The organism is Gordonia sp. NPDC058843, from assembly GCF_042743165.1.
Taxonomy (GTDB): domain Bacteria; phylum Actinomycetota; class Actinomycetes; order Mycobacteriales; family Mycobacteriaceae; genus Gordonia.
On sequence record NZ_JBHYNC010000036.1, the window covers coordinates 12,132 to 38,810 of the forward strand.

Consider the following 26,679-nt stretch of genomic DNA (forward strand, 5'->3'; position numbering starts at 1 on the left):
TCCCACGGAACCGTTGGCGACATCGGCGGCGGGCGGTTTGCTGTGTGCTTGCACGGGTTAGCAGTCGTGTTGATACTGGGGAGAACGGGCCGACCGAGGACTCATCGCCGACGTCCCGACCGACGACACCCGACATGTTCATGAGAACGGAGCGTTGATGCAGCCCGAGAAGGACGGAGGGTCTCCCGACGCGGACGCCGCCCCGGTCGCAGACGCGGTCACGAAACCCGCTGGTCGAGCTGAATCTCCCGCTGCCGCCGGTGATCCCGACGATGCCGTGGCCGGCGACACCGATGGGACCACCCCGATCGCGGTGGAGGCCGTCGAGGCGGTGGCCAGCGCGGCCCAGGACATCGGCGCTTTCATCCGGTCCCAGCGGGTCGCGGGCAAGGTCTCGTTGCGTCAGCTCGCGGAACGGGCGGGCGTGAGCAATCCCTACCTCAGCCAGATCGAGCGCGGCCTGCGTAAACCGTCGGCGGAGGTGCTCGCCCAGATCGCCAAAGGGCTCCGCGTGTCGGCCGAGGTGCTGTACGTGCGGGCGGGGATACTCGAAGAACGGCCCGCGAGCCCGGTCCGTGATGCTCTCATCGCAGATGACTCCATCAACGAACGTCAGAAGCAGATGTTGCTGGAGATCTACGAGTCGTTCCGCAAAGAGAACACGATCGAGTCGACCGGCAAGGAGTAGTTGATGAGCGACAACCCGTTGACCACAGCCGTGGGGCAGGTGGCTGCCTTGCTCGCAGACGTGCGTGAGCGCGGCGAGGCCGCGAGCGAGCAAGCCCAGTCGAAGCTTGCTGAGACTGTCGGGTCGACCCAGTCGAAGCTTGCTGAGACTGTCGGATCCACCCAGTCGAAGCTTGCTGAGACTGTCGAAACGACGCAGTCGAAGCTTGCCGAGACTGTCGGATCCACCCAGTCGAAACTCGAGGCGCGGATCACGGGATCGCGGGACGATGCGCAGGCCCGCATCGACGAGGCGCTCGCGACGGCACTCGCCATCTTCGAGGAGGCCAGGACCAAGTTGTCGGCGCTGCCGGTCGAGTTGCCCGCCGAGATAGAGGATCTCAAGGCGCGGTTCTCGCCGGAGGAACTGCGGAAGGTCGCCGAGGCGTATCTGGCGGTGGCGGCGGGATTGCTGACGGCGCTGTCGGAACGACGCGACGAGGCGGTGGAGAAGCTCAAGGCGCAACCGCTCGTCGGGGAGAATCTGCCGAAGCTCGAAAAGGTGTACAACGACGCCGTCGGTCTCACCGAAGACGCGCTGGGGACGATTTCCGTCCAGACGCGCGCGGTAGGCGAACGGGCGCTGAAGCTGGCGAACCTCACCGATGGCGGTGACGAACAGACGCCGTCGAACACCCCTGCGTCCGGAAAGACCGCGACTGCGGCGCCCGAGGCGCTGTCGCCGAAGGTGGCGGCCAGGGTCGCCGAGGTCAAGGAAGCCGCGAACAGGACGACGCCGGTGGACAAGGCCCCCGAGCCGTCGGCGAAGGTCCAGAAGGCGACTCCTCAAAAAGCTGCGGCGAAGAAGTCGCCCGCGAAGGCGGCGCCGGCGAAGAGGACGGCCGCGAAGAAGTCGCCCGCGACGAAGACGGCCGCGAAGAAGGCGACCGAGACGCCGGCGGCGCCCGCCAAGGCCGCCGCCAAGAAGGCCGCGGCCGTCAAGGGAGCGGCCGAACGCGCTGCCGCCAAGAAGACGGTGGGGGCGAAGAAGACCGCGGGAGCGAAGGCGACAAAGGCGCCCGCGAAGAAGGTCGCCGCAGACAAGGCCCCCGCCAAGCAGACCCCCGCCAAGAAGACCACCGCCACGAAGGGCACGGCGAGCGCGGCGAAGAAGGCCCCCGTTAAGAAAGCCCCCGCGAAGAAAGCCCCCGCGAAGAAGGCCCCGACGAAGAAGGCGTCGCCCGGCGCCTAGCGACGGTCGACGGGCCGGGTGACCGGCCCGCGACACAGGGTGTCGCAGCAAACCGGACTCACGCGACTACAGTGTTCGACGTGGACTTCTTCAGCGTATTGGCCTACGGCCAGAGTCTGATCATGCTGACCCTGACGGTGGTCGCGGGAATTGCCTCGACCGTCGCGCTGATCCATGCGGCCATCCAGCGGCCCGACGCCTTCCCGGCGGTGGACCGGCAGAGCAAGGTCATCTGGGTGTCGATCCTCGCCGCGGCGACCCTGTTCATCTGGTTCTTCGGGGCGGTGAACCTCCTGGGCATCATCGGCGTGGTCGCGATGCTCGTCTATCTCGTCGACGTGCGTAAGCGAGTCGACGACATCCAGGGCAAATCCTGGTTCAGCAAAAGGGCCTGACTCATCGTGGCGGAATATCGGATCAACGACCTGGCGGAGGCGTCCGGCGTCAGTGTGCGCAACATCCGGGTCTACCAGGACCGCGGACTGCTCCCGCCGCCCACGATCCGGGGCCGGGCCGGCTGGTATTCCGACCAGCACCTGGTCCGGCTCAACCTGATCTCGCGCATGCTCGAGCGTGGTTACACATTCGCCACCATCAGCGAGCTCCTGCACGCGGCGCATCACGGTATGCGGGTCGAGCAGATCCTCCGCGGCACGCCGAAGGGCGGCCGGTTCCGCAATTTCAAACGCGCTGCGACGATCACGATCACCGAGCTGCGCAAGACACTCAACGCCAGCGACAGGTCGATCGCGCTCAGCCAGAAGCTCGGCCTGCTCGCGAAAGACGGTGCGCACTACGCCATCCGCAACCCGGAGCTGCTCGAGGGCGCCGAGATCCTGGTCAAGAGCGGCGTCGACATCGACGTCTTGCTCGACCGTTGGGTTCGCGTCCAAGAGGACCTGGAGGACGTCGCGACCAGCTTCGTCTCGATCATCACCGACAAGTATTTCGACGAGAATCTTCCCGACTTGGGTGAGGCCGGTGTCAGCGAGATGGCCGATCTGATCCAGACTGTTCGTCCCATCGCCCACGAGATCGTCGAGACGACCTTCCGCAAGGCGCTCGACGAGCAGATCTCCAAGGCGATCGGTCAGGCGGCGACCTACTTCGACGCCGAGGTCCCCGCACCGATCATCTCGGCCGACGAGCAGGTGGAGCCACCGCAGCCGGACTATGAGACAACGGACATTGGTACATTGAACCCTGAGACGGGGCGCTGAGCCGAATTCGGTGCCTCGCAGAGGACCCGTGCGGGTCTTCCCAGAGGTGAGGAGTGCCGGTGAACACAAAATCGTTGGCCAGTGCGGGCGGGGTCGCCACCGCGGTCGGAGCGGCCGCGGTCGGGTTGGGGATCGGAACCGTCTTCGCGCGGCTGGCCCGCGAGGCGTTGCATGCCGAGGTCGCCGTCGACGACGGCCCGGACGATCTCCTCACCCGCCCCGACAATCCGCCCCGGCGACTCGAGGTCCCCACCGCGGACGGGACCAGACTCAACGTCGAGGTCTACGGCGACTCGGACGCCCCCGGCGTGGACGACACGGGCGACGTCATCGTGATGGTCCACGGGTGGACGTGCAACACTGCCTACTGGTACCCGCAGATCAACCACCTCGCCACCTCCGAAGGGGGCTCCCGACGCGTCGTCACGTACGACCAGCGTGGGCACGGCCGCAGTGAGCGCGGCCGTCGCCGCCCGACGGTCGCGATGCTCGGCGAGGATCTCGACGCGGTGCTCGAGGCCGCCGTGCCGGCCGGTCGCCGCGCGATCCTGGTGGGACACAGCATGGGTGGCATGACCATCATGTCGTGGGCCGCCCAGCATCCCGAGAAGGTCGGATCGCGGGTGTCGTCGGTGGTGCTGGTGTCGACCGCGGCGAAGGCGGTCATGGACAACCACCTCCTGATCCCGGTCGATCTGCCCGTCTACGCCAAGCCGTTCGCACCGGCCGCCGCGAAGATGATCACCTCGGTGCCGGTACCCATCCCGAAGACGTCCTACGGCGTGCGGTTCTCGCACTACATCGCCCTGGGGCCGAATGCCCGCCGCGCGCACGTCGACTTCGTGGACGAGATGATCGGGGCGTGCCCGCCGCGCGCTCGAGCCGGGTGGGGATCGGCGATGGGGAAGCTGGACGTCACCGCAGGACTCGCGGCATTGTCGGTGCCGACCACCGTGGTCGTCGGCACCGAGGACCGGCTCACCCCGCGACTGCATGCCGAGCAGATCGCAGATGTGTTGCGACGGAACGGATCTCTCCGTGAGCTCGTCGTCTACGAAGGTGTCGGACACATGTCGAGCATCGAAGCCGCCGAGCGTTTCAACGACCTGCTCGACGATGTCGTCGCCGAGAGCTCCCGGGCGATCGAGGCGCGCGCGGACGTTCAGTCGGTCTGACGATCGGCCTCACAGACTGCAGTTGACCAGGACCGGCTCGGGCCGCAGCGTCACCCCGAACGCGTCGGTGACGCCGTCGCGCACCTCACGCGCGAGATCGAGGAGTTGCGCGGTGGTCGCCGTGCCCCGATTTGTCAGTGCCAGCGTGTGTTTGGTCGAGAGCCGGACTGCCGCGTCCGGGCCGGGATGTCCGCGGTGGAACCCGGCCCGTTCGATCAGCCATCCCGCCGACAGCTTGATCGCCGGGTCGGTGTCCGCGGAATCCGCCGGGTAAGTCGGGATCGCGACATCGTCGCCGACGCGCGCCGCGATCCGTTCGAGTACTGCCGGGGCATCCCCGCCCGGCACGATCGGGTTGGTGAAAAACGAACCGGCACTCCAGGTGTCGAAGTCGGTCGCATCGAGCACCATGCCCTTGCCCGCACGGAGGTCGAGAACCGCTGCGCGGACCGCGGCCGCATCCACCCGGTCGTCGGGTTCGACGCCCACGCGGGTCGCGAGTTCGCGGTAGCGGATCGGCTGGCTCGCGCGGTCGTCGTTGAGCCAGAACGACACCGCGACGACCACGAAGTCGTGACGGTGCTTGAGATTGCTGGTCCGGTAGCCCAGGCCCAGCTCGGTGGGGGAGACCCACCGCAAGTTGCCCGAGCGTCGGTCCAGAACCTGAACGGACCGCAGGATGTCGGCCACCTCGACACCGTAGGCGCCGACGTTCTGTACCGGGGTCGCCCCTGCGGCGCCGGGGATTCCGGACAGGCACTCGAGTCCGCCGTAGCCCGCCTCGACCGTCGCGACGACCAGCTCGTCCCAGCCCACGCCGGCGTCGGCGACGACGTGTGCGCGGCCCGATTCGCGTCCGGAGCCGAATTCGATACGTCCGCTCGCGAGCACGACCGCGGTCCCGTCGAAGCCGGCGTCGCCGATGACGAGGTTCGAGCCGCCGCCGACGACGAGGACGGGCTCGGAGCGCCCGTCGAGGTCGAGGATCGTCTCCACGATGGTGCGGGTGTCCTCGCATCGGAGGATCTCGCGTGCGGGGCCGCCCAGACGCAGGGTGGTCAGCTCGGCGAGGGGCGCGCTCAGCGGCGCCTGCGTGTCGGTCACGTCCTCAACGTTAACCGGCGAACGGTAGCGTTCTCATCATGGCGAGCAAGCTGCAGCACACGGTGTCCTATCCCTTCTCCACCGCGCGTCTGTGGGCGATCTACACCACCGAGAAGTACTGGCACGACCTCGTCGAGCGCATGAACTCCGGACACGGTCATGTCGAGAAGGTGGCCATCACCGGGGACACGGTGACGGTGGAGATCCAGCAGGGCATCCCCGCGGACAAGCTGCCGTCCGCGGTCACCAAGGTGATGCCGGGCGATCTCCAGATCCCGCGCAAGAACACATATCGCCTGGTCGGCGACCGAATCGAGGGTGAGACGCACGCGACGGTCGACGGTGCACCGGTGCCGGTCAACGTCACCGGTACGACCCTCACGACCGGCGATCCGGCGACCACCGACAATCGCGCGGAGGTGTCGGTGAACCTCCCACTGTTCGGCGGGAAGATCGAGAAGTCGGTGGTCAGCGAGTTGTCGGCACTACTCGATGCCGAGCGCGGACACACCGTCGAGTGGGAGAGCGAGAACCCGCTGACGTAGCCTGTCTGCATGGCACGACGGCTCAGCTACTCCGCTCGGTACTCACAGTCCGCGGAGAAGCTCTACCAGGCCCAGAGCATCAAGCAGTACTGGGACGACATGATGGCGGGCTTCCAGATGATCTCCCCGCACTGCGAGGTCGACTCCTTCGTCTCCGACGAGACGGGTATTCGGGTGGTCCTCAAGCAGACGATCGGACGCGATCAGCTGCCCGCGCTCGCGCAGACGGTGATGAAGAAGGACATGGTCATCACCCGCGAGGAGACGCTGGGTCCCTTCGACCCGGACAACACCAAGGGCACGTACAACGCGTCGATCCCGGCGGGACCGGGCAGCCTCAACGGCTGGCAGGAGCTGTTCCCCACGGACAACGGCGGCTGCACGATCCGCCGGACCAGTGAGGCCAAGGTCTTCGTCCCGTTCGTCAACGGCAAGCTCGAGCAGATGATCCTGATCAACCTCGTCGACCTCTTCCGCGCCGAGGCCGAGTACGCCAAGGACTGGGTCGCCAAGAACTTGTGAGCCGGGCCAGACCGTACGGTCGGGTCACCCGGGGCACGACGAACATCAACCGGCTTCGACGTGTGGACCGATGGATGGTCCATTCGCCGCCGGTGCGGTCCGCGTTGGACGTCCGGCGCCCCCTCGTCGTCGATCTCGGTTACGGTGCGCGTCCGGACACGACCGTCGAGATGGCCGAGCGGTTGCGGTCGGTCGCGCCGGATCTGGAGATGATCGGCCTCGAGATCGACCCCGACCGCGTCGTCGAGCCGCGGGCGGGCGTCCGATTCGGGCTCGGCGGATTCGAGTTGGGTGGCTTTCGGCCGCGCGTGGTGCGCGCGTTCAACGTCCTGCGGCAGTACGACGAGAACGAGGTCGACGAGGCGTGGGCGCGGATGCGCACCGCACTCGCGCCGGGCGGGGTCATCGTCGAGGGCACGTGCGACGAGATCGGCCGACGGTGCAGTTGGGTGCTGCTGGACTCCGATGGTCCGGTCAGCCTGACGCTCAGCTGGGCGCCGACCCACTCCGATCGTCCGTCGGAACTGGCCGAGCGGCTGCCCAAGGCGCTGATCCACCACAACGTGCCGGGCGAGAAGATCCACACCCTGCTGACTCTGGCCGACCAGTGCTGGGACATCGCCGCGCCGCTGGCCCCCTACGGCCCGCGCGCCCGGTGGGTGCATGCGCTGGGTCTGCTGCGCGAACGCGGCATCGACTGCGAGGTGCCGAGGCGTCGTCTGTCGGACAATGTGCTCACGGTTCCGTGGGAGGCGGTCGCGCCCAGGTAGATAATGTGGCTGCCATGCGTGTCGCGATGGCCCAGATCAGTTCGACCGATGACCCGGCGGCCAACCTGGCGACGGTGCGGTCGGCCACCGAGGACGCGGCATCGCGGGGTGCGGAACTCGTCGTCTTCCCGGAGGCCACGATGTGCCGGTTCGGGGTCCCGCTGAAGCCGATCGCCGAGGACCTCGACGGTCCGTGGGCGCGGGGGGTCTCCGAGGTCGCCTCGACGTCGAACGTCACGGTGGTGGCCGGTATGTTCACCCCGTCCGGCGACGGGCGCGTCCGCAACACCGTCGTCGTCGCCCATCCGGACGGGACGCGTCGGGGCTACCACAAGATCCACCTCTACGACGCGTTCGGTTTCACCGAGTCGAAGAATGTCGCGCCGGGTTCGGAGCCACTGACGTTCGAGGTCGGCGACGTCACCGTCGGCGTCGCCACCTGTTACGACATCCGGTTCCCGGCGCTGTTCACCCATCTCGCGCGGTTGGGCGCCCAGGTGATCGTGGTACCCACCTCGTGGGGCGCCGGACCGGGCAAACTCCGTCAGTGGCAGGTACTCGCGTCGGCGCGGGCACTGGATTCGACGACCTTCGTGGTGGCCGTCGACCAGGCATTTCCCGCCGACGACGACGCCGCATCGTCGAGTGCGCCCACCGGAATCGGACACAGCCAAATCACAGACCCGTTCGGTACGTTGGTCGCCGCGTATCCGGATAGCATCCGGGTGGACGTGCACGACCTCGACCTAGCACTGGTCGAGAAGGCCCGTACGCAACTGGCAGTCCTCGCCAACGAGCGACCCCTGCCGGTCGGCGGCGAGACGGACAACGACGTGACGCCGGCCCACACGCGGCTCCGCGAGTCAGACGACCCAGGACGGAACCCATGAGCGACAGCAACACGCCCCGCCCCGATCCCGCATCCGGGGACCCCGCCGACGAGACCGGCAAGATCGATGCGCACGCCGGCAATCCTGCCGATCCGACCCCAGGTGATCCGGCGCCAAGGGACCCGGCGCCAGGGGACCCGGCTCCGGCAGGACAGGGCGGCGAATGGAAGCCGGTCCCCGGTGCGGGCCACAGCGACCCACCCGCGACCGAGCAGTTCGCGACCGAACCGATCGTCCCGGGTGCGCAGGCCTACTCCGCCATCCCACCGTCGGACGGGGACACGGGCGATCTCGGCGGTGCCAAGCCGCCCACGTCCCAGTTCGCGCCCGGCGAGGACCCGTACGGGCCCGGCACCGCGTCGGGACCGATCGCGCCGGAGACGGGTGGCCCCACCGGCGGTGGTCCGGTCATGACATCGCCGCGCAAGAAGCGGAGCACGGGCAAGATCGTGGCCTTCAGCCTCGTCGGAGTACTGCTCCTGGTGGTCATCGGCGCGGTCGGCAGCGAGCTGTATCTTCGCAACAAGGTCACCAGCTGCCTCGAGGAGTCCTTCAGCGGGCTCACCGGCGTGCCGACCGAGGTCGCCCTGAGCCGCAAGCCGATCATCCTGCAGGGCAGCGGCGACATCCCCTTCGTGCAGGTCGACACCGACGACAGTGCCGGCGGTGTTCGTCTGCACATGCGCGCGGACGGCATCTCGGGCACCGAGAACTCCACCGACATCCAGAGTCTCACCGGGACGGGTTTCATCCCCTATGAGCGGATCGTCGAACTGAGCAAGGAGCAGGCCGCCGGTGCCGGTCAGAGCACGGGCACCGGGGCGGGTGGCGTCGGTGCGGTCGAGCAGATCACCGGCAACGCGGCCGACGGCACCTTCGAGGTCCAGGCGGCCTTCCCGGTCATGGTCTTCCAGGTGCCGGTGTCGGCGACGATCAAGCCGGTCCTGAACGACGGCCGCGTCGACTTCGAGGTGGTGAAGGCCAGTGCCCTGGTCTTCGGCATCCCGCCGGACTTCGCCCAGCAGATCGTCGACCAGGTCACCACGTCGTCGCTCGGCCCGTTCTTCGACGAGGTGCAGGTCGATTCGCTGAAGGTCACCGACACCGGGCTCGAGTTCGGGGTCAGCGGTTCGGACGTGCAGTTGACGAGCGAGATGACCGGCACGTCGTCGCAGGGACAGTCCGGCGGCTGCTCGGTCTGACCCTCTTCGGAGTGGTCGGTTCTAGGCCGTCGGTGGATCGACGATCAAGAACCAGACCGTCGGTCCGTCGGTCAGCGTGAACTCGTCATAGACCCGGCCACCCCATTTGCGGGCGTACACGTCGATCATGTGCTCGTCCGCAGTGCTTGCGGTCACCGGCGATGCCGCGTCGCGAGCTCGTTGCAGAACAGGATTCAGCAGGGCTGCGAGGGTGCCGTACCTGCGATGATCCGGGTGGACCAGGGCGAAGACGATGCTGTGCGCCCCGCCGACCGTGCGGGCTCGCGACTTCTCCTGCAATTCGCGGAATCGTGAGATGAATCCATCGAGGCCGACCACGTAATGGCGTGATCGGGCTGCCAATTCATCGTCGACCGGTTGTGTCTGATGGTCAGGGCCGGCCACCGCGATCAGCGCGATCATCTCGCCGGCCGGCGTGAACATTCCCCGCATGCCCGGCAGGAGGTCGGTGAAGAGGATGTCGCCGTACCACCGGAATGCGTCGGTCGGGGCATCGTTGCCCATGAGCCACCGATAGACGGGAACCTCGCGTATGCCGCTCTCGAGCAGATCGAGCGCACACTCCCGGTCGTCGGCCGTCAACGCGCGAGCTCGTGCGACGACTGGCTGTGCCCCTGTCATCGGGTAATAGCAGCACATTTCTGTGTTGCGCGGTGATCGGTTTCGCGAAGAGATACCAGAAACGCACGCGGGCGATTGTGGTCATGGCAAGCGATTGCGGTGAGACACCGAGTTGCACTTTTGTTAGACACCCATTTGTGAATGCAAACCGCCAATTCTCCATATTGGAGGACGTTTCCGTGATCGGTCTGTAACGTCGCCCGCAGGTCGTTGCGCCAGGTGAGACGCACGGCCGTCCCGGAACATCTCACCAACATCAAGGGAGACGAATATGGCAGGCATAGTCGAGGGTGGAATCACCGGTGCGATCACGGGTGCGATCGAGGTGATTCTCGGCGGCCTCGGTGATGCGGGTTCGATCGGTGGTGGATCGGTCGACGGCAGTGATGCCGGGGCCTGAGTCGACGAATACTGGTTCAGCAGTTGGTGACGCGCCCGCGACACCAACTGCTGAACTGTTTCTGGTCCCATTCATGTCGGGCGAAGACTCGCTGAAGGTTGCAATATCGCTGCATTGCCGGAATCCACGGATTCGATTTTGTCTGATTCAAAACCCACCGTATGAGCCTCTCAGCTGGGGTTCCATGGCTTTCTTCGCACCAATTGTCCGTCCGCGAGAGATGATATTTCGGTGACAGGGCAGACATTCCTGAAATCAATATGTAACGTCGGCATCGAGCCGACGCACGGGTGAGAGCGGACGGTGATCAACGAACAATCTCACCGATGACGAAGGAGTAGATATGGCAGACGCAATCGAAGGCGGCATCTCCGGCGCTATCGAGGAGATCCTCGGAAACGTGCTCACCGGCTCGCTCGGTGGCGAGGAAGACCCGACGTAAGTCGGCACACTTTGCAACCGCCCCGCGACAGATGTCGCGGGGCGGTTCGCTTTGTCGTGGGGACCGTCAGGTGAAGACGACGGTCTTGCGCCCGTGGACCAGAACGCGATCCTCGAGGTGCCAGCGCAAGCCTCGGGAGAGCACCAGGGTCTCGATGTCGCGTCCCTGGCGGACCATGTCGGCCACCGAGTCGCTGTGATCGACGCGGATGACGTCCTGCTCGATGATCGGCCCGGCGTCGAGATCGGCGGTGACGTAGTGGCACGTGGCGCCGATGAGCTTCACGCCGCGCGCGAAGGCCTGATGGTAGGGCCGGGCGCCGATGAAGCTGGGCAGGAAGCTGTGGTGGATGTTGATGGCACGGCCGGACCACGCATCGCACAGCTGCGGCGGCAGGATCTGCATGAAGCGCGCCAGCACCACCGCGTCGGGTTGATAGCCCTCCACGATCCGGCCCACCTCGGCGAAGGCCTCGGCCTTGCGTTCGCCCGCGAACGGGACATGGTGGAACGGGATGCCGAATCGAGCCGTCAGGTCTTCCAACTCGCGATGGTTGCCGACGACCGCACGGATGGCGGCCGGGAGTTCACCCCGATGGGCGCGCCCGAGGAGATCGATGAGGCAATGGCTCTCTTTGCTCACCAGTAGCACCGCGGACTTGATCTCCCGCGAATCGGTGAGGCGCCAGTCGGTTTCGGGCCCGAGCTCGGCGGCCACCTCCGCCGCGAAGCGCGCGCGGAGTTCCTCGGCGGTCGACGACACCGAGTCGGCGCGGATGGCCTGCCGGGTGAAGAACCACCCGGTCTCCTCGTCGGAGTGGTAGGCCGCCTCGGTGATCCAGCCGCCGACGTCGGTGAGGAAGGTCGAGATCCGGGCCACGATGCCGGTGCGGTCGGGGCAGCCGAGCGTCAGCACGTAGCGGTGCTCGGTCTGATCTGTCTGGGTTCGATCCGTCTGGGTCGTCTGTCCGGGGGCCACGACAGTCAGTGTGCCAAGCTCGTCGGTGTGACGAACAAGGACCTGCGACGCGGCGACGTCGCCGCCATCATCGACCACACGCTGCTGAAGCCGGAGGCGACCCGTACCGACGCGGAGGCCACGGTTGCCGAAGCCGCGCGGCTCGGGGTGTTCGCCGTCTGTCTGTCGCCGTCGATGCTCCCGATCGACACCGGGGCACTGCGGACCTGCGTCGTGGCCGGATTCCCGTCCGGTAAGCACCATTCGCTGGTCAAGGCGGCCGAGGCGCGTCTGGCCGTCGATTCCGGTGCGCACGAGATCGACATGGTGATCGATGTGGGCGCGGCCGTCGACGGCCGGTTCGACGAGGTGTTCGCCGACGTCCTCACCGTCCGTGAGGCCGTCGGCGACGACACCCTCCTCAAGGTGATCATCGAATCCGCCGCGCTGCTGCAACTCGCCGGACCCGACACCGTCACCGAGGTGTGCCGCCGCGCCGAACGGGCCGGAGCGTCGATGGTGAAGACGTCGACCGGGTTCCATCCGGCGGGCGGCGCGAGCGTCGAGGCGGTGCAGTTGATGCGCGCCGCGGTGAGCGATCGCGTGGGAGTGAAGGCGAGCGGCGGAATCCGGACCGCCGAGGCCGCCGCCGATCTCATCGCCGCCGGTGCGACCCGACTCGGGCTGTCCGCGTCGGCCGCGGTGCTCGACGGTTTCCCGGAATAGACGGCCGACGGCGGAGCCCTCGCGGACGCTCGTCGGTCACGCCAGGGCGGCGACCTTGGCGTCCAGTTCGGCCATGACCAGGCTCGCGTTGACCGCGGCGCCGGCCGACACCCCCTCACCCATGGCGACGGTCACCATCGCATGCACGGTGGTGGTGTTGCCCACCGCCCACACGCCCGGCAACGCGGTCTCGCCCATCGGGCCGGTCCCGACCAGTCCGCCCATCGGGCCATCGTCGAGGATGCCGCCCAGACGCTGGTAGAGCTCACCACGGACCACGAACTTCGGTGAGACGACCACCGCGTCGGCGTCGACCACGGTGCCGTCGGTCAGGAGTACGCCGTCGAGGCGGGCCGCCCCGTCCTCCTCGCGCGTCCGGACGCGCTCGACGCGAGCGTCGACAACGGTGATGCCCGTGGCCGCGAAGTGCTCGCGATCATCGGCCGACAACGCGGCGGGGTCGTGCGCGATCACCGTGACATGCTCACTGAGCTGGCGGAACATGAGCGCCTGGTGCGCCGACATCGGGCTCGTCGCGATCTGGGCGATCCGGGTGCCGCGTACCTCGTAGCCGTGGCAGTACGGACAGTGCAGCACATCGTGCCCCCAGAGGTCGGCGACCCCGGGGAGGTCGGGGAGTTCGTCGACCAGTCCGGTCGCCAGGATGAGGCGCCGGGCCGCGACCACCTCGCCCGAAGCGAGACGCAGCGTGAAGTCGTCGACGGAGCCCGCGGCGTCGACGACAGTGCCCGAACGGATCTCGGCTCCGTACCCGGTCGCCTCCGCGCGGCCACGGGCGAGCAGGTCCAGAGGGGAGATCCCGTCCTGCCCCAGCACGTTGTGGGCTCCGGCTGCCGGTGCGTTGCGCGGTTGCCCCGCGTCGATGACCACGACCTTGCGCAGGGACCGTGCCAGTACCGTCGCGGCACTCAGTCCGGCAGCTCCGCCGCCGATGATGGCGACATCGTATTCGGTTGTGGTGGAGTTCGGTTCGTTGTTCCAGGGGTTGTTCATCAGTGCTCGCTCTCGGGGGTGGAGGGTGCAGTGGAGGCCGTCGTGCGCGGGCGGGCGATCCAGAGGAGCCGCCCGGCGGCCAGGGTCAGGTCGTCGAGACGATGCAGGGTGTCGAGGTCGGACTCGTCGGTCAAGACATCGAGCAGGGCCAGGTCGGTGGGATCGAGGGTGTCGGCCAAACGGTGCCGGAACTGGGCGAACCAGTGCCGTGCGTACCGCGCGACCGACTGGCTCGGGTCGCTGCGTTCGACGTGGACGGTCTCGGAACGGAGTACGTCGTACCCGGCGTCGTCGAACGCGTCGGTCCAGTCTACGAGCGCCTCCCATCCGGCCCCGGCCGCGGCGGTCTGGCAGCGCTCCTGCAGGCCACCGAGCTCGGCATCGTCGCGCGCGGGGATGAACCGCGGGACGCCCGCCATCTCGGTGATCACGACGACCCCGTCCGGACCGAGCGCGGTCGCGGCCTCACGCAGGAGGCGCTGCGGATCGGCGACGTGGTGGAGCGACATGGCCGCCCACACGACGTCGGGTGCCCCGAGGGGCGGCAGACCGTCGTCGAGATCGGCGACGACGGACGTCACGCGATCGCCGAAACCGCCGTCTCGCGCCCGTTGCTCGACGAGCGCGGCCATGTCGGGCGAGCCGTCGACCGCGAGGATCCGCGCCTGTGGGAAGTGGCGGGCGAGTGCCTCGGTGCCGGTTCCGGTGCCCGCGCCCAGATCCGCGATGCGCGCCGGCGAGCGTTGCAACGACTCCGCTATCAGGTTCGCGGCGTCGTCCAGGTAGTCGGCCATGAGTTCGGCGTCGAGGTCGAGGACCGCCGCAAGGCGCGCGTGATCGTGTTCGGCATGGCTCGCGTGGGCGTGGCGGTTCCCGTCCGAGTGGTGATGATGAGTGCTGGTCATGACCCCACACTAGCGGCGCCATGCTTCAATGGCATAGCATCTTGCCAATGACGCAAGAACTCGATGCTGTCGTCCGCCAGCGAATCCGCGGGCTCCGGATCGCGAGGGGATGGACGCTCGATGCCCTCGCCGCCCGGTGTTATCTGTCTCCGTCGACCCTCAGCCGGATCGAGACCGGGCACCGCCGGGTGGCGCTCGACCAGCTCGTGCCGATCGCCCGTGCGCTCGGTACCACGCTCGATCAGCTCGTCGAACCCGCCGACGACACCGACGTCGTGATCCGGCCCCAACCGCACACCGTGGAGGGGATGACGATGTGGCTGCTCTCGCGGGAGAACGCGCCGCAGGGCGTGACCGTGGCGAAGATGCGCTTCGAACGCGAGCAGCCCGTCGGTGAGCTGCGTGTTCACCCGGGCTACGAGTGGTTCACCGTGCTGTCGGGGACCGTGAAGCTGTGGCTGGGCGATCGCACCATCCTCATACCGGAAGGCGACGCGGCCGAGTTCTCGACGATGATCCCGCACGCGATCTGCGCGTACGAGGGGGCCGCCGAGGTGCTGTCGATGATGGACCACGCCGGCGAGCGGGCCCACCTACCGTCCGTGCGAACCGACATCGCGGCGCGAGACGACAACCGCTCGGGTACCTCGGACGCGTGACCCGGGTCAGCGAACCACCGATGCGCGGTGTCGCATCGGTACTGTTGTTGCGGTGATGACTCCTCAGGCCTCGGTGAACCGACGCTCCGTGCTCGCCGCGGCCGGGGTCGGTGCGCTCGGGGTTGCGGTGGCGGCCTGCTCGGGTTCCGGCCTCGGCCCCGGCGACGACACACCCGCCGACCCGTCGGTCACCCTGACCTTCACCCCGGCGCTCGACGCCGAGCCGGCCGGCCCGACCGCCGAGTTCTCGGTGAAGGCCACCGACGGCTTCCTCAATCCCGATGTGAAACTGACCAACCCGCGCGGAGTCGTGGTGAAGGGGCAGCTCTCGGAGGACCGGACCACCTACACGATCGGTGAGCCACTGGGCTACGGCACCGAATACACCTGGAGCGGAACGGCGGTGGGCGTCGATCGCAAGGTCGTGCCGGTTGCCGGCACGTTCACCACCCTGACGCCGTCGAGCCAGGTGAACGTCGTCGTCAACATCGGCGACGGGCAGGAGGTCGGCATCGCGGCGCCGATCATCTTGAAGTTCAACGGAACGGTCGAGGACAAGGAAGCCGTCGAGCGCGCGCTGACGGTCACCACCACCCCGCCGACCAAGGGATCGTGGGCATGGCTCGGCGAGGACAACGGCTCACGCGTGCACTGGCGACCACGCGAGTACTTCGCCCCCGGCACCCAGGTCACCATGGTGGCCAAGCTGTACGGGCTCGACCACGGCGGTGGCGCGTACGGCGCGGCCGATGTGACCAGCGATTTCGCGATCGGACGCGCCCAGGTGGTGAAGGCCGAGGAGTCGTCCCACCGAATCGTGGTGTTGCGCGACGGCGTCGAACTGATGGCCCTGCCGTGTAGTTACGGAGGCGGCGACCTCGACCGCAACGTCACCCGCTCCGGAATCCACGTGGTGACCGAGAAATACGAAGAGTTCTTCATGAGCAACCCGGCCGCGGGCTACTTCAACATCCGCGAGCGCTGGGCCGTCCGGATCTCCAACAACGGCGAGTTCATCCACGCCAACCCCGCGACCGTGAACGTCCAGGGCTCCGCGAACGTCACCAATGGATGCATCAACCTGTCGGAGGCCGACGCCGAGCGGTACTTCGGGGTGGCGGTCTACGGCGACCCGGTGGAGGTCACCGGGACACGAATCGCGTTGTCGGAGGCCGACGGCGACATCTACGACTGGATCTACGACTGGGAGACCTGGCAGAGCATGTCGGCCATCAAGGGTGAGGTCCGCGAGACCTCCGTGCCCGCGACGCCCAGCGGGGCGCCCACCTCGAACGCCCCGGCACCTCGTTAGCCGGTCTTGATGTTCCGCCGGGCGGAGGCCTGGTCGCGCGGCTTGAGGATGATCTGGTCCAGGTTGACATGCGGCGGGCGGGACGCGACGAACCCGATGACCTCGGCCACGTCCTCGGCGACCAGCGGGGTCAGGCCCTCATAGACCTTGTCGGCGCGTTCCTGATCGCCTTCGAATCGCACGAGTGAGAAGTCGGTCTCGACCATGCCCGGTGCGATCTCGGTGAGCCGTACCGGCTTCCCGAGGAGTTCGTAGCGGAGGGTTCGATGGGTCACGCCCTGCGCGTGTTTCGCCGAGGTGTAACCCGCGCCGTTGTCGTAGGCCTCGAACGCCGCGATCGAGGTGACGGAGACGATCAGACCGTCACCCGAGGCGATGAGCGCCGGCAGCAGCGCCTTGGTGACCCGCAGACTGCCCAGGACGTTCGTCTCCCACATCCAGCGCCAGTCGTCGAGGTCGGCGGTCGACACCGGGTCCAGGCCCTTCGCACCGCCTGCGTTGTTCACGAGCACATTCACCGTGTCGAGTCCGGCGACGAATGCGGCCACCGACTCGTCGTCGGTGACGTCGAGTTGCCTTCCCGTGCCCCCGATCTCGTCGGCGAGTGCCGTCACCCGATCGAGGCGGCGGGCGCCGAGGACCACGTGGTAACCCTGCGTGGCGAGCCGGCGCGCGGTGGCCGCGCCGATACCCGAACTCGCGCCGGTGACCACGGCGATCGGTCGGTTGTCCGTCGACTGAGAGGTGGTGTCGGTGCTCATGGGCTCAACCTTACGGATGCCCGCAAGGCGGCCGTAGGGCCCGTCGGCCGGGCTCGGCGACCTCGCCGCGCTGCTACATTCATCGCATGCGTGGGGGAGTGATCCCGGCGGCGCTGCAACTGACCTCCACTCCGGCGGCGGCGGTTCTGCACGCGATCCGGGTCAATGGGCCGGTGACCCGGGATCAGCTCGCCTCGACGACGGGTCTGTCGCCTGCGACCATCAACCGTCAGGTGCATGCGCTGGCAGCGCACGGCCTCGTCGTCGAACGTCCCGATCTCGCTGGACCGAAATCGATTGGCAGACCCAAGAATCCGCTGACCATCGACCATGACTCGCTGTGCGTGGCAGGTATGCACATCGGCGCGCGCCGGACCGTTCTCGCCATCGCCGATCTCGGCGGGCGGACGCTGCACAGCCACGCCGTGCTGACGCCGACCGGCGATCAGGAAGACGCCCTGCGGCATCTCAGCGGACTGCTCGCCGAACTCGCCGCGCGATTCAGCGGGCGTCGGGTGCTGTGGGGTGGGGTCGCGGTCGGCGGGGCGGTCGACGCCGAGACCGGGGTGGTGAACCACCGGGTCCTGGGTTGGCATCAACTCACCGTGGGCGCAACACTTGCCGAGTACCTCGACACACCGGTATCGGTGTGCGAGCACGTCGAGGCGATGGCGGCCGCGGAGCTGCTCCTGTCCCACCCGCGGGACGACGGGGGTTCCGGTCTGTTCTTCTACGCTCGCGAAACAGCGGGGATGGCAATGACTCTCGACGGCCGGGTGCACGTACCCGAACGAGGGGCGGGCACCATCGCCCACCTGCCGGTCACCGCGCCCGTGCTTGCTCCCGGGCTCACCCGGGTCCGGCTGCAGAACGTCATCGGCAACGACGCCGCGGAGGTCGCGGCGCGTCGGCTCGGGATCAGTCCCACGTCGGCTCGGATCGTCGACGAACGAGCCCGCGTCCTGGGGGAGTCGGTAGCGCTCATCCGGGACGTGATCAATCCCGACGCCATCGTCGTCGCCGGTGATGCCTTCGCCGCGCACCCGCACGGACTCGCTCCCGTGCAGGCCGCGTTCGACGAAGCGACCACGCTGTCGTGGCCGCTGGAGATCGCCCCCTCGAGATTCGGTGTGCGCGTCCAGGAGAGCGCGGCGGTCGTGGTCGCACTCAGCGTCATCTACGCGGACCCGGTCGCCGCGATGGCGACGCTGTAGCGGCCTCCGGTACCGCCTGCCGCTGCCGTCGTCGCGCGCATCCCCTACGGTGAGCCCATGACGCTGCCCCGCGATGTGTCCGCACGGCTCGAGGTGCGGGTCGACGACCCCACCGAACTGGAGATGCAGATCACCGTCGCCCGATTGCCCGGACTCCAGCTCGAGGAGGAACTCAAGGTCGAGTTCGACGGGCGGCCGGTGACGCCGGAAGAGATGATCGGGTCGCACGGGTCCCGGATTCACCGGTTGCAGCTCGAGCGCGGCCTCCTGACGATCGACTACCGGGCATCGGTCCTCACCCCCGCCGATCCGATACCCGTCGACCTCACCGACCGCTCCACGTATCTGCGTCCGAGCCGATATGCCGAGTGCGACAAGTTCTTCGGATTCGCCGCGGGTCAGTTCGACTCGTCGCTGCCCGACGGCGAGATCCTGGATCAGGTCGCCGCCTACGTGTCGGACCGGCTCAGCTACATCCCCGGGACGAGCGACCCCATCGACGGCGCCGCCGACACCCTGCTCGCCGGTGCGGGGGTGTGCCGCGACTACGCGCATCTCGTCGTCGCGCTCCTGCGGGCTCTCAACATCCCCGCCCGCCTCGTCGCGGTCTACGCGCCGGGCTGTTCGCCGATGGATTTCCACGCCGTCGCCGAGGCGATCGTGGACGGTGAGTGGGTGGCGGTCGACGCGACCGGACTGGCCCCGCGGCAGAGCCTCGTGCGGATCTCGACCGGTCGTGACGCCGCCGACACCGCATTCCTCGACAACCACCGCGGCTCGATCAACCTCAACTCCTACGAGGTGACGGCAACGGTGCGCGGGGCGCTTCCGATCGACGACGGGAGCTCGCGCATCCGGATAGGGTGAGCTGCGTGCACGCGCTCACCTGTCCGGTCTGCAATGCGTTGTCCGGCTTCGATCGCCAGACCTGCCCGAACTGCGGGACGACCGTCGGCGTGCACCTCCCGTCGCGGTCGTTGTACGCGGTCGCGGCGGACGGGGTCGAGATCGGCGGTCTCCGGTGGGTCAGATGCTCGTTGTGGGACCGGACGCATTGCAACTGGCTGACCCCGGCCGAGGTTGCCGAGGACAGCAGCGGCCTGCGGGGGCGCTGTTTCCCGGAGTCGCTCATCCGTCGTCAGCCCGACGCCGAGGACACCATCGCCCTCGAGAAGCTCGCGTCGGCGTCGTTCGATCTGCGACTGCTCGTGTATCAACTCGTCGACCTGGGGCTGCCGGTGGAGCCGTTCTGGCGCACCGAGGGTGGCCTGGCGTTCGACCTGTTGTCGAGTCAGACCCTCGGTCGGCCGGTGACGATCGGTCATGCGGGTGGGGTGGTCACCATCGACCTCGCCGAGACCCAGGACGCGTATCGCGAGCGGCTCCGGGTCGACCTCGGTGAGCAGTACCGCACGATGCTCGGTCACTTCCGGCACGAGACGGGTCACTACTACCAACATGTCCTCGTCGAGACCGATCGGGGCGCTGACCGGTACCTCGATCGGTGCCGGGACCTGTTCGGCGACGAGCGTGTGAGCTACGCCGACGCGATCACCCGTCACTATCGGTTCGGGGCCCCTGAGAACTGGCATGACTCGTTCATCTCGGAGTACGCCACGATGCATCCGTGGGAGGATTTCGCCGAGTGCTTCGCGCACTACCTCCACATCACCGGAACCATCGACACCGCACGCGAATCCGGGCTCAAGCTCGATGCCCACCAGGTCCGGTTCACCATGGATCGCGACATCGTGCCGCTCGAGTCGTATGCAGACCAGCCCATCGAGCGACTTCTCTACGACTGGAAATGGTTGTCGCTCATGTTGAATCGGGTGAATGTGGCGATGGGTCGCCGACCGCTCTACCCGTTCACGATTCCCGTGCCGGTCGTGCGCAAACTCGGGTTCGTGCACGAGGTGATTCGCGAGAGTGCGCGCCGGGCGGTGACGACGGACCCGCTCGTCGCGGCGCCGGTCTAGTGTCCTGATCCATTGATTCGTGTGCAGTGGTGAGCGATGGGCGCGAGGATCTGGTCTGCGGTTTCGACCTACATGTAGGGGCAGTGGTTGTCGTTCCACGTCTCGATCCACGCTCCGGTGTCGGTGTCGGGTGCTCTACCGGCTCGCCGGCGCCGCACGGTAATTTGATCGAGGTCGAGTCGTTGAGCCACTTCGGACTGGGCAACCCGCTTCTACCACACACCTCCGACAAGGTCACTCATCGATGTGTTCGTGAAAAGTGTTGCCTACCAGTGCTATAGCCGCTACACTCGAACATAGATTCGCACAATCGTCTCCGGGGGGTGGCCATGTCCGACGTATCCGCAGCACCACAAGTGCGTGCCGTCGAGCTGGTGTCCCAGCTGCATGAGATTCTCGACGAACTGCAGACCGTCGACATGTCCCCATGTACCGATGAAGAACTGATCGAAGTCGCCTCTGCCACCGAGCGGGCAATTGCTCGAACCACTTTCGCCGGCGACCGGCAGATCGCCGAAGTCGAGGCCCGTGACCTGCCGCGTAAGGCCGGGTACCGCAGCCTCATCCAGTTCATGAACCACCGCCTTCGCGTCACCAACCCGGTGCGACGACGCAAGCATCTCAACGCCACGGCCTCGCTCGCCTGCCTCAACGGCGATCGTCTGGAACCCGAACACCCCACGCTGGCGGAAGCTTTCGCTCAGGGCGCCGTCGGAACCGCACACGTCGACGCTGCGCTCGACGTCCTCGACCAGATCCCCCGCGCCGTCGAGCATGACGTGAAAGTCGCCGCTGAACGTCAGATGACCGAGATCGCCGAAGCCCACACCCCGGCCGACATCACCCAACTCGGTGCGCGGCTGCTCGCTCACCTCGATCCTGATGGCAGCCTCACCGACGACGCAGACCGCAAGCGGCGTCGGAACCTGTGGGTGAACCGGCAACGCGCCGACGGAACCGCGAAGATGACCGCAACCCTCACACCGGAGTTGGCTGCCAGGGTGACCATGTTGCTGGCAGTGTGGGCCAAGCCTGGGATGAACAATCCCAACGATCCGTATTCGCCCACCGGGTCTTTCGAAGATGCCGACCCGAACACTCTGGCTGCCGCGGCCGAGCGTGACAACCGTACGCCGGCGCAGATCAACCACGACGCTCTCAATGCCCTGCTGAAAGCTGTCCTCGACGACGGGCTGCTCGGTACCTCTCACCGCGGGCTGCCCGTGCAGCTGATCATCAAAGCCGACCTGGGCGACCTGGTCCGTGAAGCCGGCCTGGCGACCACCGCGACCGGCACCCTGCTGCCCATTCCGGACCTCATCGCGATGGCCGGTGACGTACAGCCCTGGTTGGCGATTTTCAAAGACGCCACCGCCGCGCCGCTGCACTTCGGGCGCGGGAAACGCCTCGCCACCCGTGACCAACGTCTGGTGTCGTTCGCCCGCCCCGATGGCCATGTGTGTTCGGCGCCCGGTTGCGACCAACCCGCCACGCAGGTCGAGATACATCACGCCCAACAAGATTGGGCGAAGGGCGGACTCACCGACATCGACGACCTCGCCCCGGCATGCCCGCGCCACAACCGTATGGTCGGGGACAAACCCGGGCAGTACACCACCCGGATCGAACGTTCCGGACCCGACGAAGGCCGCTGCGTGTGGCGGTTGAATGCCGAGCCCGGCGCACCGCCGAACCCCTACCGCGTCAACCGCCGACCCGATATACCCACGAGGTTCACGACACACCTGAACACCGTGCGCGACGAGATCCACGGACCATCAACGCGGTCCGGCGCTCGCCCACGCCCGGACGGGCGGCGCCACGATGACCTGCGACTGAAGATCAGCCACGTCATCGACGTCCGACCGCCACGGCGTGGGCGTCGCATCCGTCCATCGCTCGTCGAAGCACACCTCGAGGAGCTACTGAGTCGAGACCCGCTGGTGCGCAACGCAATCGGGAGAACTCTTGAGTAACAGGTCGCGCGCGGCCGGCAACAATTTCGTCGCGGACCTACGCGGTGAACGACGGTCCATCAGCTTTCGTGAATCTTGTTCGTGCGGACCCTGACCACGCGATGGCATTCAATGCCTCATTGCGCTACCCGGTCGTCGCTGCGCGGGCCCGTTGTTCGGCCACGAACGTGAGAACCGTTGCCACGTCGTCGGTGTCGGCGATGCGGAACTCGGCGGCGGTGTCGCCCTCGCCGACCTTGATGCCGATGTCACCGGACTGCGGCCGCAGGTGCGCAAAGGCCTTCTCGTCGGTGACGTCGTCGCCGAGGTAGATGACCGCGTCGGCACCGATACGGTCGCGCAGGGTGTCGAGTGCGTGACCTTTGCTGGTCTCGATCACCGCGAGTTCGACGACGGCCTTGCCCTCGGTGACGTGCACCCCCGGCCAGGAGGCCGGGCCGGTGCGGGCACGGTCGAGTGCGACGACGGCGTCGGCCGCGGACGCGTTGCGAACGTGCAGCACGGTGCTGGCCGGTTTGACCTCCACCGTGGTGCCCGGGAAATCGGCTGCAATCGAGGACAACTCGGCGATCAGGCGATTCAGCAACGCGCGGTCCTCGTCGGTGACCTCGACCGCGAATCCGGACTCGAACTCGCTGCCGTGACTGCCGACCAGCACGACCGGCGCGGTCAGGCCGGACAACTGTGCGAGCACGGCGCGTTCGCGACCGGACACCACGGCCACGACGGTATCGGGCAGCGCGGCAGCGGCGACGAGGGCATCGATCGACGCGGGCACGGGCACGGCGTCCTCTGGACGCGACACGATCGGCGAGACACATCCGTCGTAGTCGCTGGCCACGAGCAGCACTCCCACACGCGCGGCGCGCGTCAGGGCCGCGGTGAGCTCGGCGGGGATCCCGTTGTGGCTCACTCCGGCTCGTCCACGAGGTGGACACCCCGATTGGGCGACAACTCGGTGTCGGAGTCGGCGCCGAGGGTGCCGAGGAAGCTCTCCGCCCACTTGGTGACATCGTGCGCGAGGACTTGCCTCCGCAGCGCGCGCATGCGCCGCTTGCCCTCGTGTTCGCTCTGTTCGACAGCGGCCTCGATCGCGTCCTTCACGCCGTCGAGGTCGTACGGGTTGGCCTGGTAGGCCGACCGTAGTTCGGCTGCGGCGCCGGTGAATTCGCTGAGCACCAGTGCGCCACCCAGATCGCCGCGGCACGCCACGTACTCCTTGGCGACGAGATTCATGCCGTCGCGCAGCGGCGTGACCAGCATGACGTCGGCTGCCACGAAGAAGGCAACGAGTTCTTCGCGGGGCACCGGTCGATGCAGGTACTGGATCACGGGCTGTCCGACGCTCGCGTAGGTGCCGTTGATGTTCCCGACGAGTTGCTCGATACCGGCCCGCATCTGCTTGTAGCTCTCGACGCGTTCCCGGCTCGGTGTCGCGAGCTGCAGCATCACCGTGTCGGCGGGTTGGAGGCGCTTCTCGGCCAGGAGCTCCGAGATGGCCTTGAGTCGTACGTCGATGCCCTTGGTGTAGTCGAGCCGGTCGACACCGAGCATGATCGTCTTGGGATTGCCCAGCTCACGGCGGATCTCCGCGGCGCGCTCCCGGATCTTGCGGGTCTTGGACAGTGCGTCGAGCTCACCGGAGGCGATCGAGATGGGGAACGCGCCGACGCGCACGGATCGGAAACCGACCTGGACCACACCGAACCGCGAACGCACACCGACGGTGCCCTTGCTCGTCGCCTGGCCCGCGAGGCGACGGGCCAGGAAGAGGAAGTTCTGTGCCCCGCCCGGCAGGTGGAATCCGATCAGGTCGGCACCGAGGAGGCCTTCGACGATCTCGGTCCGCCACGGCATCTGCATGAACAACTCGACCGGGGGGAACGGGATGTGCAGGAAGAAGCCGATCTTGACGTCGGGCCGCAGCATCCGCAGCATCTTGGGCACCAGCTGCAGCTGATAGTCCTGCACCCAGACCACCGCGCCCTCGCCCGCGGCCCGCGACGCGGCCTCGGCGAAGCGCCGGTTCACCTCGACGTAGGCGTTCCACCATTCGCGGTGGTACTCGGGTTTGACGATGACGTCGTGGTAGAGCGGCCACAGCGTGGCGTTGGAGAAGCCCTCGTAGTACTCGGCGATCTCCTGCGCCGACAGCGGGACCGCGTGGATGTCGATGCCCTCGATGTCGGGGTTGTCATCGGAATCAGGAATCCCCGACCATCCGACCCAGGCCCCGGTGTTGGCGCGCAGGATCGGCTCGAGCGCGGTCACGAGTCCGCCCGGACTCTGCTTCCAGTTGACCGTGCCGTCGGGCAGCACCTCTTTGTCGACGGGCAGGCGGTTCGCGACGACCACGAACTCGGCCCCGTCGTGGGTGGGCCGGTCGGTGCCGGTCACCCCGTCGGTGTCGCGGTGGGTTTCTCCTGCTCGCGGAGCCACCTGGTCAGGCGTCTTCGCCCGGCGCAATTCCCAGCATGGCGAACAGCATCCGGCACTCGTCGGCGTCGGTCGCGTATGCGGCGACGACTCGGCGTGCGGAGCTGGCGGTCTCGTCGGCCACCGGTTCCAGTTCTTCGTCGGCGGCGATGTCGGTCGTCTTCGCGGGCATGTGAGTCCCCTCGTTGTGCGGCATGGTGGTGCGTGTCGGCGCGCGATAGCCGGTGGCGCGGCCGTCCAGGTCTCGAACGGTTCTGCTGATACGGAGCGGCCGTCCGAAGACACGCCCGACTGCCTATTCTACCCGGGCATCGCGTGTGCTCACGGCGACCCGTCCCGCCTCAGCGTCGCGGAGGCGGCGGCCGCCACCGGTTCGCGCGGGGCCGACGAGCTGCCGAGGCCGCCTGACGCGCCTCGCGGTCCTCGCGCAGGGCGATCCGGCGGCGGAGCCGCCAGTCCGGACGGGGTGGGAGCTGGGGGCGGCGCAGCGACCGGGCGACGAACTCACCGAGGGTGACCCCCGCGGCGAGTGCGCAGCCGATGGCCAGGGCGTTCGCGATCCAGGTGAAGCCGTCGAGCGTCTGATCCCCGAGGATGCCGTAGAGGCCGCGATACACCGCGAGGCCCGGCAGCAGCGGGGTGATGCCGGCCACGGCGACGACGAGCGGCGGTGTCAGCGCACGACGCGCGAGCAGACCGCCGATCAGTCCGACGAAGGCGGCCGCGAGACCGTTGGCGATGACGTCACCGATGTCGGTGAAGGTCGACGCAGCCGCGACGGCGGTTCCGATGAAGCCGCCGAGGAATGCCACGCCCAGCGCGCGCGTCTCGGCGTAGCTGGCCAGCGCATAGGCACAAGCGGCGACCGCGCCCGCGACCACCCGGATGGGGAGTTCGACGACCTCGAAGCTGGTCGTCGTGGTGATGGTGGGCAGGAAGATCCCGCCCGCCTCCAGGATCCTGATCGCCACGCCGACGCCGGCGATGATGCCACCGGTCATCAACAGGAGCTCGAAGAAGCGGGCCACACCGGTGATGGGGGCGCCGGTGATGGCGTCCTGTACCGAACCGACCAGCGACAGTCCGGACAGCAGGACGACGATGCCCGCCGCGATCACCTGCGACGGTGCGATCTGGACACCGAGCCGCTCGGCGGCGGCGAAGACCAGGGCGGCCGGGACGACAGCGACGAAGCCCCCGAGGAGCTGCTGGAAGAAGACGGGTGTCCCGATGCGGTTGAGCCGCCGGTTGATGCTGACCGTCACCACGGTGGTCGCGAACGCGAGCGCGGCCACGAGATACTCGCCTCCGAGCAGGACCGCGATGCCCGACGCCATGATCCCCCAGGCGGTCGTGGCCAGCCAGTGCGGATAGGGGTGCGGTGCCGTGATGATCTCGTCGACCATCTGATGCGCGGTGGACGGGCTGATGAAGGAGTCGCGGATGCGGCGGACGAGCCGGTCGACCTGCGCGAGCCGCGTGAAGTCCATCGAGCGGTAGTAGACCTGCTCCATGGTGGTGATGGGCGGGAGCGTCGCACCGCGCCGGGCGCTGACCACGATGGTGTTGTAGGTGACGTCGACGTCCACGTCCTCGAGGCCGTAGACACCGGCGACGAACTTGATCTGGGTCTGGGTGTCGATGGCCCCGGTGCCCGAATCGAGCAGGACCGCACCGATCTTCGTGGCGAGATCGAGCACCTCGGTGATCGCCGCGACGTCGAACGGTTCGATCGGCCGGCGCGGCGACACCATGATGCTGCCGGGTTCGATGGTGTCGATCGTCGCCTGGCGGCTGCCCGTGAGCCGACGCAGGGCACGGCCGATCTGTTCGCGCACGCAGGCCTCCTCGGGTCGGTGGTGGAGTGCTCGCGGGTCACCGGCGCTCGGCCGGTGCAACCCTGACAGGAG

General features: G+C 67.7%; 28 protein-coding genes. 18 read left to right on the forward strand and 10 right to left on the reverse strand.

Features of this window, described 5'->3' with window-relative positions; all coding sequences use genetic code 11:
- Nucleotides 1–157: 157 nt before the first annotated feature.
- The 5 genes from ACFW3F_RS19695 to ACFW3F_RS19715 all read left to right on the forward strand — a co-directional run bounded on the left by ACFW3F_RS19695 (nt 158) and on the right by ACFW3F_RS19715 (nt 4,313).
- Entirely contained in the window at nt 158–688 is a 531-nt protein-coding gene (locus ACFW3F_RS19695) for a helix-turn-helix domain-containing protein (RefSeq protein WP_388060358.1), read from the forward strand.
- 3 nt (nt 689–691) lie between these two features.
- Nucleotides 692–1,918, forward strand: a complete 1,227-nt coding sequence (locus ACFW3F_RS19700) for a heparin-binding hemagglutinin (protein WP_388060360.1) — start codon at nt 692–694, stop codon at nt 1,916–1,918.
- Nucleotides 1,919–1,989: 71 nt separating this feature from the next.
- Nucleotides 1,990–2,313, forward strand: a complete 324-nt coding sequence (locus ACFW3F_RS19705) for a DUF2516 family protein (protein ID WP_388060362.1) — start codon at nt 1,990–1,992, stop codon at nt 2,311–2,313.
- A gap of 6 nt (nt 2,314–2,319) precedes the next feature.
- A complete protein-coding gene (locus ACFW3F_RS19710; RefSeq protein WP_388060364.1) occupies nt 2,320–3,138 on the forward strand; it encodes a MerR family transcriptional regulator in 819 nt (272 codons plus the stop codon).
- A 59-nt stretch (nt 3,139–3,197) separates the two neighbouring features.
- Complete coding sequence (locus ACFW3F_RS19715) at nt 3,198–4,313, forward strand: alpha/beta fold hydrolase (protein ID WP_388060365.1); 1,116 nt, start codon at nt 3,198–3,200, stop codon at nt 4,311–4,313.
- Nucleotides 4,314–4,322: 9 nt separating this feature from the next.
- On the opposite strand, the gene ACFW3F_RS19720 is transcribed toward ACFW3F_RS19715, so the two are convergent.
- Nucleotides 4,323–5,417 carry a UDP-N-acetylmuramate dehydrogenase gene (locus ACFW3F_RS19720; RefSeq protein ID WP_388060367.1) on the reverse strand — a complete coding sequence of 365 codons (1,095 nt, stop codon included), beginning with the start codon at nt 5,415–5,417 and terminating at the stop codon, nt 4,323–4,325.
- Between the two features lie 38 nt (nt 5,418–5,455).
- Here ACFW3F_RS19720 and ACFW3F_RS19725 point away from each other — a divergent pair, with 38 nt between their 5' ends.
- From ACFW3F_RS19725 to ACFW3F_RS19745, 5 genes are all read left to right on the forward strand, one after another.
- Nucleotides 5,456–5,962, forward strand: a complete 507-nt coding sequence (locus tag ACFW3F_RS19725; protein WP_388060369.1) for a DUF2505 domain-containing protein — start codon at nt 5,456–5,458, stop codon at nt 5,960–5,962.
- 9 nt (nt 5,963–5,971) lie between these two features.
- On the forward strand, nt 5,972–6,484 hold the full coding sequence (locus tag ACFW3F_RS19730; RefSeq protein ID WP_388060371.1) for a DUF2505 domain-containing protein: 513 nt from the start codon (nt 5,972–5,974) through the stop codon (nt 6,482–6,484).
- A gap of 74 nt (nt 6,485–6,558) precedes the next feature.
- On the forward strand, nt 6,559–7,254 hold the full coding sequence (locus ACFW3F_RS19735) for a class I SAM-dependent methyltransferase (RefSeq protein ID WP_388060372.1): 696 nt from the start codon (nt 6,559–6,561) through the stop codon (nt 7,252–7,254).
- 14 nt (nt 7,255–7,268) lie between these two features.
- The gene (locus ACFW3F_RS19740; protein WP_388060374.1) at nt 7,269–8,144 is read left to right on the forward strand and encodes a carbon-nitrogen hydrolase family protein; all 876 of its coding nucleotides are present in this window, start codon (nt 7,269–7,271) and stop codon (nt 8,142–8,144) included.
- Nucleotides 8,141–9,346: a hypothetical protein gene (locus ACFW3F_RS19745; protein ID WP_388060376.1), complete on the forward strand. Its 1,206-nt coding sequence runs from the start codon at nt 8,141–8,143 to the stop codon at nt 9,344–9,346. The genes ACFW3F_RS19740 and ACFW3F_RS19745 overlap by 4 nt, the downstream gene beginning before the upstream one ends.
- A gap of 21 nt (nt 9,347–9,367) precedes the next feature.
- Here ACFW3F_RS19745 and ACFW3F_RS19750 read toward each other — a convergent pair whose 3' ends face one another.
- Complete coding sequence (locus tag ACFW3F_RS19750; RefSeq protein WP_388060378.1) at nt 9,368–9,988, reverse strand: hypothetical protein; 621 nt, start codon at nt 9,986–9,988, stop codon at nt 9,368–9,370.
- Nucleotides 9,989–10,259: 271 nt separating this feature from the next.
- Here ACFW3F_RS19750 and ACFW3F_RS19755 point away from each other — a divergent pair, with 271 nt between their 5' ends.
- Entirely contained in the window at nt 10,260–10,388 is a 129-nt protein-coding gene (locus ACFW3F_RS19755; protein WP_388060380.1) for a hypothetical protein, read from the forward strand.
- Between the two features lie 508 nt (nt 10,389–10,896).
- Here ACFW3F_RS19755 and purU read toward each other — a convergent pair.
- Nucleotides 10,897–11,808 (reverse strand): formyltetrahydrofolate deformylase, encoded by a 912-nt coding sequence (gene purU / locus ACFW3F_RS19760; protein WP_388060382.1) that lies wholly within the window; start codon nt 11,806–11,808, stop codon nt 10,897–10,899.
- Between the two features lie 27 nt (nt 11,809–11,835).
- Here purU and deoC point away from each other — a divergent pair, with 27 nt between their 5' ends.
- Nucleotides 11,836–12,513: a deoxyribose-phosphate aldolase gene (gene deoC / locus ACFW3F_RS19765; RefSeq protein WP_388060383.1), complete on the forward strand. Its 678-nt coding sequence runs from the start codon at nt 11,836–11,838 to the stop codon at nt 12,511–12,513.
- A 36-nt stretch (nt 12,514–12,549) separates the two neighbouring features.
- Here deoC and ACFW3F_RS19770 read toward each other — a convergent pair whose 3' ends face one another.
- Nucleotides 12,550–13,527, reverse strand: coding sequence for an NAD(P)/FAD-dependent oxidoreductase (locus ACFW3F_RS19770; RefSeq protein WP_388060385.1), 978 nt, complete (start codon nt 13,525–13,527; stop codon nt 12,550–12,552).
- On the reverse strand, nt 13,527–14,432 hold the full coding sequence (locus ACFW3F_RS19775; RefSeq protein WP_388060387.1) for a class I SAM-dependent methyltransferase: 906 nt from the start codon (nt 14,430–14,432) through the stop codon (nt 13,527–13,529). Before ACFW3F_RS19775 ends, ACFW3F_RS19770 begins: the two co-directional genes overlap by 1 nt.
- A gap of 47 nt (nt 14,433–14,479) precedes the next feature.
- Between ACFW3F_RS19775 and ACFW3F_RS19780 the strand changes: the two genes are divergently transcribed.
- A complete protein-coding gene (locus ACFW3F_RS19780; RefSeq protein WP_388060389.1) occupies nt 14,480–15,091 on the forward strand; it encodes a helix-turn-helix domain-containing protein in 612 nt (203 codons plus the stop codon).
- A gap of 55 nt (nt 15,092–15,146) precedes the next feature.
- Entirely contained in the window at nt 15,147–16,403 is a 1,257-nt protein-coding gene (locus tag ACFW3F_RS19785; protein ID WP_388060424.1) for an Ig-like domain-containing protein, read from the forward strand.
- Here the strand turns inward: ACFW3F_RS19785 and ACFW3F_RS19790 are convergent.
- Nucleotides 16,400–17,164 (reverse strand): SDR family NAD(P)-dependent oxidoreductase, encoded by a 765-nt coding sequence (locus tag ACFW3F_RS19790; protein WP_064569120.1) that lies wholly within the window; start codon nt 17,162–17,164, stop codon nt 16,400–16,402. The genes ACFW3F_RS19785 and ACFW3F_RS19790 overlap by 4 nt on opposite strands.
- A gap of 86 nt (nt 17,165–17,250) precedes the next feature.
- Here ACFW3F_RS19790 and ACFW3F_RS19795 point away from each other — a divergent pair, with 86 nt between their 5' ends.
- The 4 genes from ACFW3F_RS19795 (at nt 17,251) to ACFW3F_RS19810 (ending at nt 22,333) form a co-directional block, all read left to right on the forward strand.
- Nucleotides 17,251–18,378 (forward strand): ROK family transcriptional regulator, encoded by a 1,128-nt coding sequence (locus tag ACFW3F_RS19795; protein WP_004022772.1) that lies wholly within the window; start codon nt 17,251–17,253, stop codon nt 18,376–18,378.
- Nucleotides 18,379–18,435: 57 nt separating this feature from the next.
- Entirely contained in the window at nt 18,436–19,245 is an 810-nt protein-coding gene (locus ACFW3F_RS19800) for a transglutaminase family protein (RefSeq protein WP_033205830.1), read from the forward strand.
- 5 nt (nt 19,246–19,250) lie between these two features.
- The gene (locus ACFW3F_RS19805; protein WP_388060393.1) at nt 19,251–20,357 is read left to right on the forward strand and encodes a putative zinc-binding metallopeptidase; all 1,107 of its coding nucleotides are present in this window, start codon (nt 19,251–19,253) and stop codon (nt 20,355–20,357) included.
- A 329-nt stretch (nt 20,358–20,686) separates the two neighbouring features.
- Nucleotides 20,687–22,333 carry a DUF222 domain-containing protein gene (locus ACFW3F_RS19810; protein ID WP_388060395.1) on the forward strand — a complete coding sequence of 549 codons (1,647 nt, stop codon included), beginning with the start codon at nt 20,687–20,689 and terminating at the stop codon, nt 22,331–22,333.
- A 124-nt stretch (nt 22,334–22,457) separates the two neighbouring features.
- Here the strand turns inward: ACFW3F_RS19810 and otsB are convergent, their stop codons facing one another.
- The 4 genes from otsB to ACFW3F_RS19830 all read right to left on the reverse strand — a co-directional run bounded on the left by otsB (nt 22,458) and on the right by ACFW3F_RS19830 (nt 26,607).
- Nucleotides 22,458–23,246 (reverse strand): trehalose-phosphatase, encoded by a 789-nt coding sequence (gene otsB / locus ACFW3F_RS19815; protein ID WP_388060397.1) that lies wholly within the window; start codon nt 23,244–23,246, stop codon nt 22,458–22,460.
- The gene (locus ACFW3F_RS19820) at nt 23,243–24,730 is read right to left on the reverse strand and encodes a trehalose-6-phosphate synthase (RefSeq protein WP_388060399.1); all 1,488 of its coding nucleotides are present in this window, start codon (nt 24,728–24,730) and stop codon (nt 23,243–23,245) included. Before ACFW3F_RS19820 ends, otsB begins: the two co-directional genes overlap by 4 nt.
- 46 nt (nt 24,731–24,776) lie before the next feature.
- Entirely contained in the window at nt 24,777–24,941 is a 165-nt protein-coding gene (locus ACFW3F_RS19825) for a hypothetical protein (protein WP_388060401.1), read from the reverse strand.
- Nucleotides 24,942–25,110: 169 nt separating this feature from the next.
- Nucleotides 25,111–26,607, reverse strand: coding sequence for a threonine/serine exporter ThrE family protein (locus tag ACFW3F_RS19830; RefSeq protein ID WP_388060403.1), 1,497 nt, complete (start codon nt 26,605–26,607; stop codon nt 25,111–25,113).
- Nucleotides 26,608–26,679 lie beyond the last annotated feature (72 nt).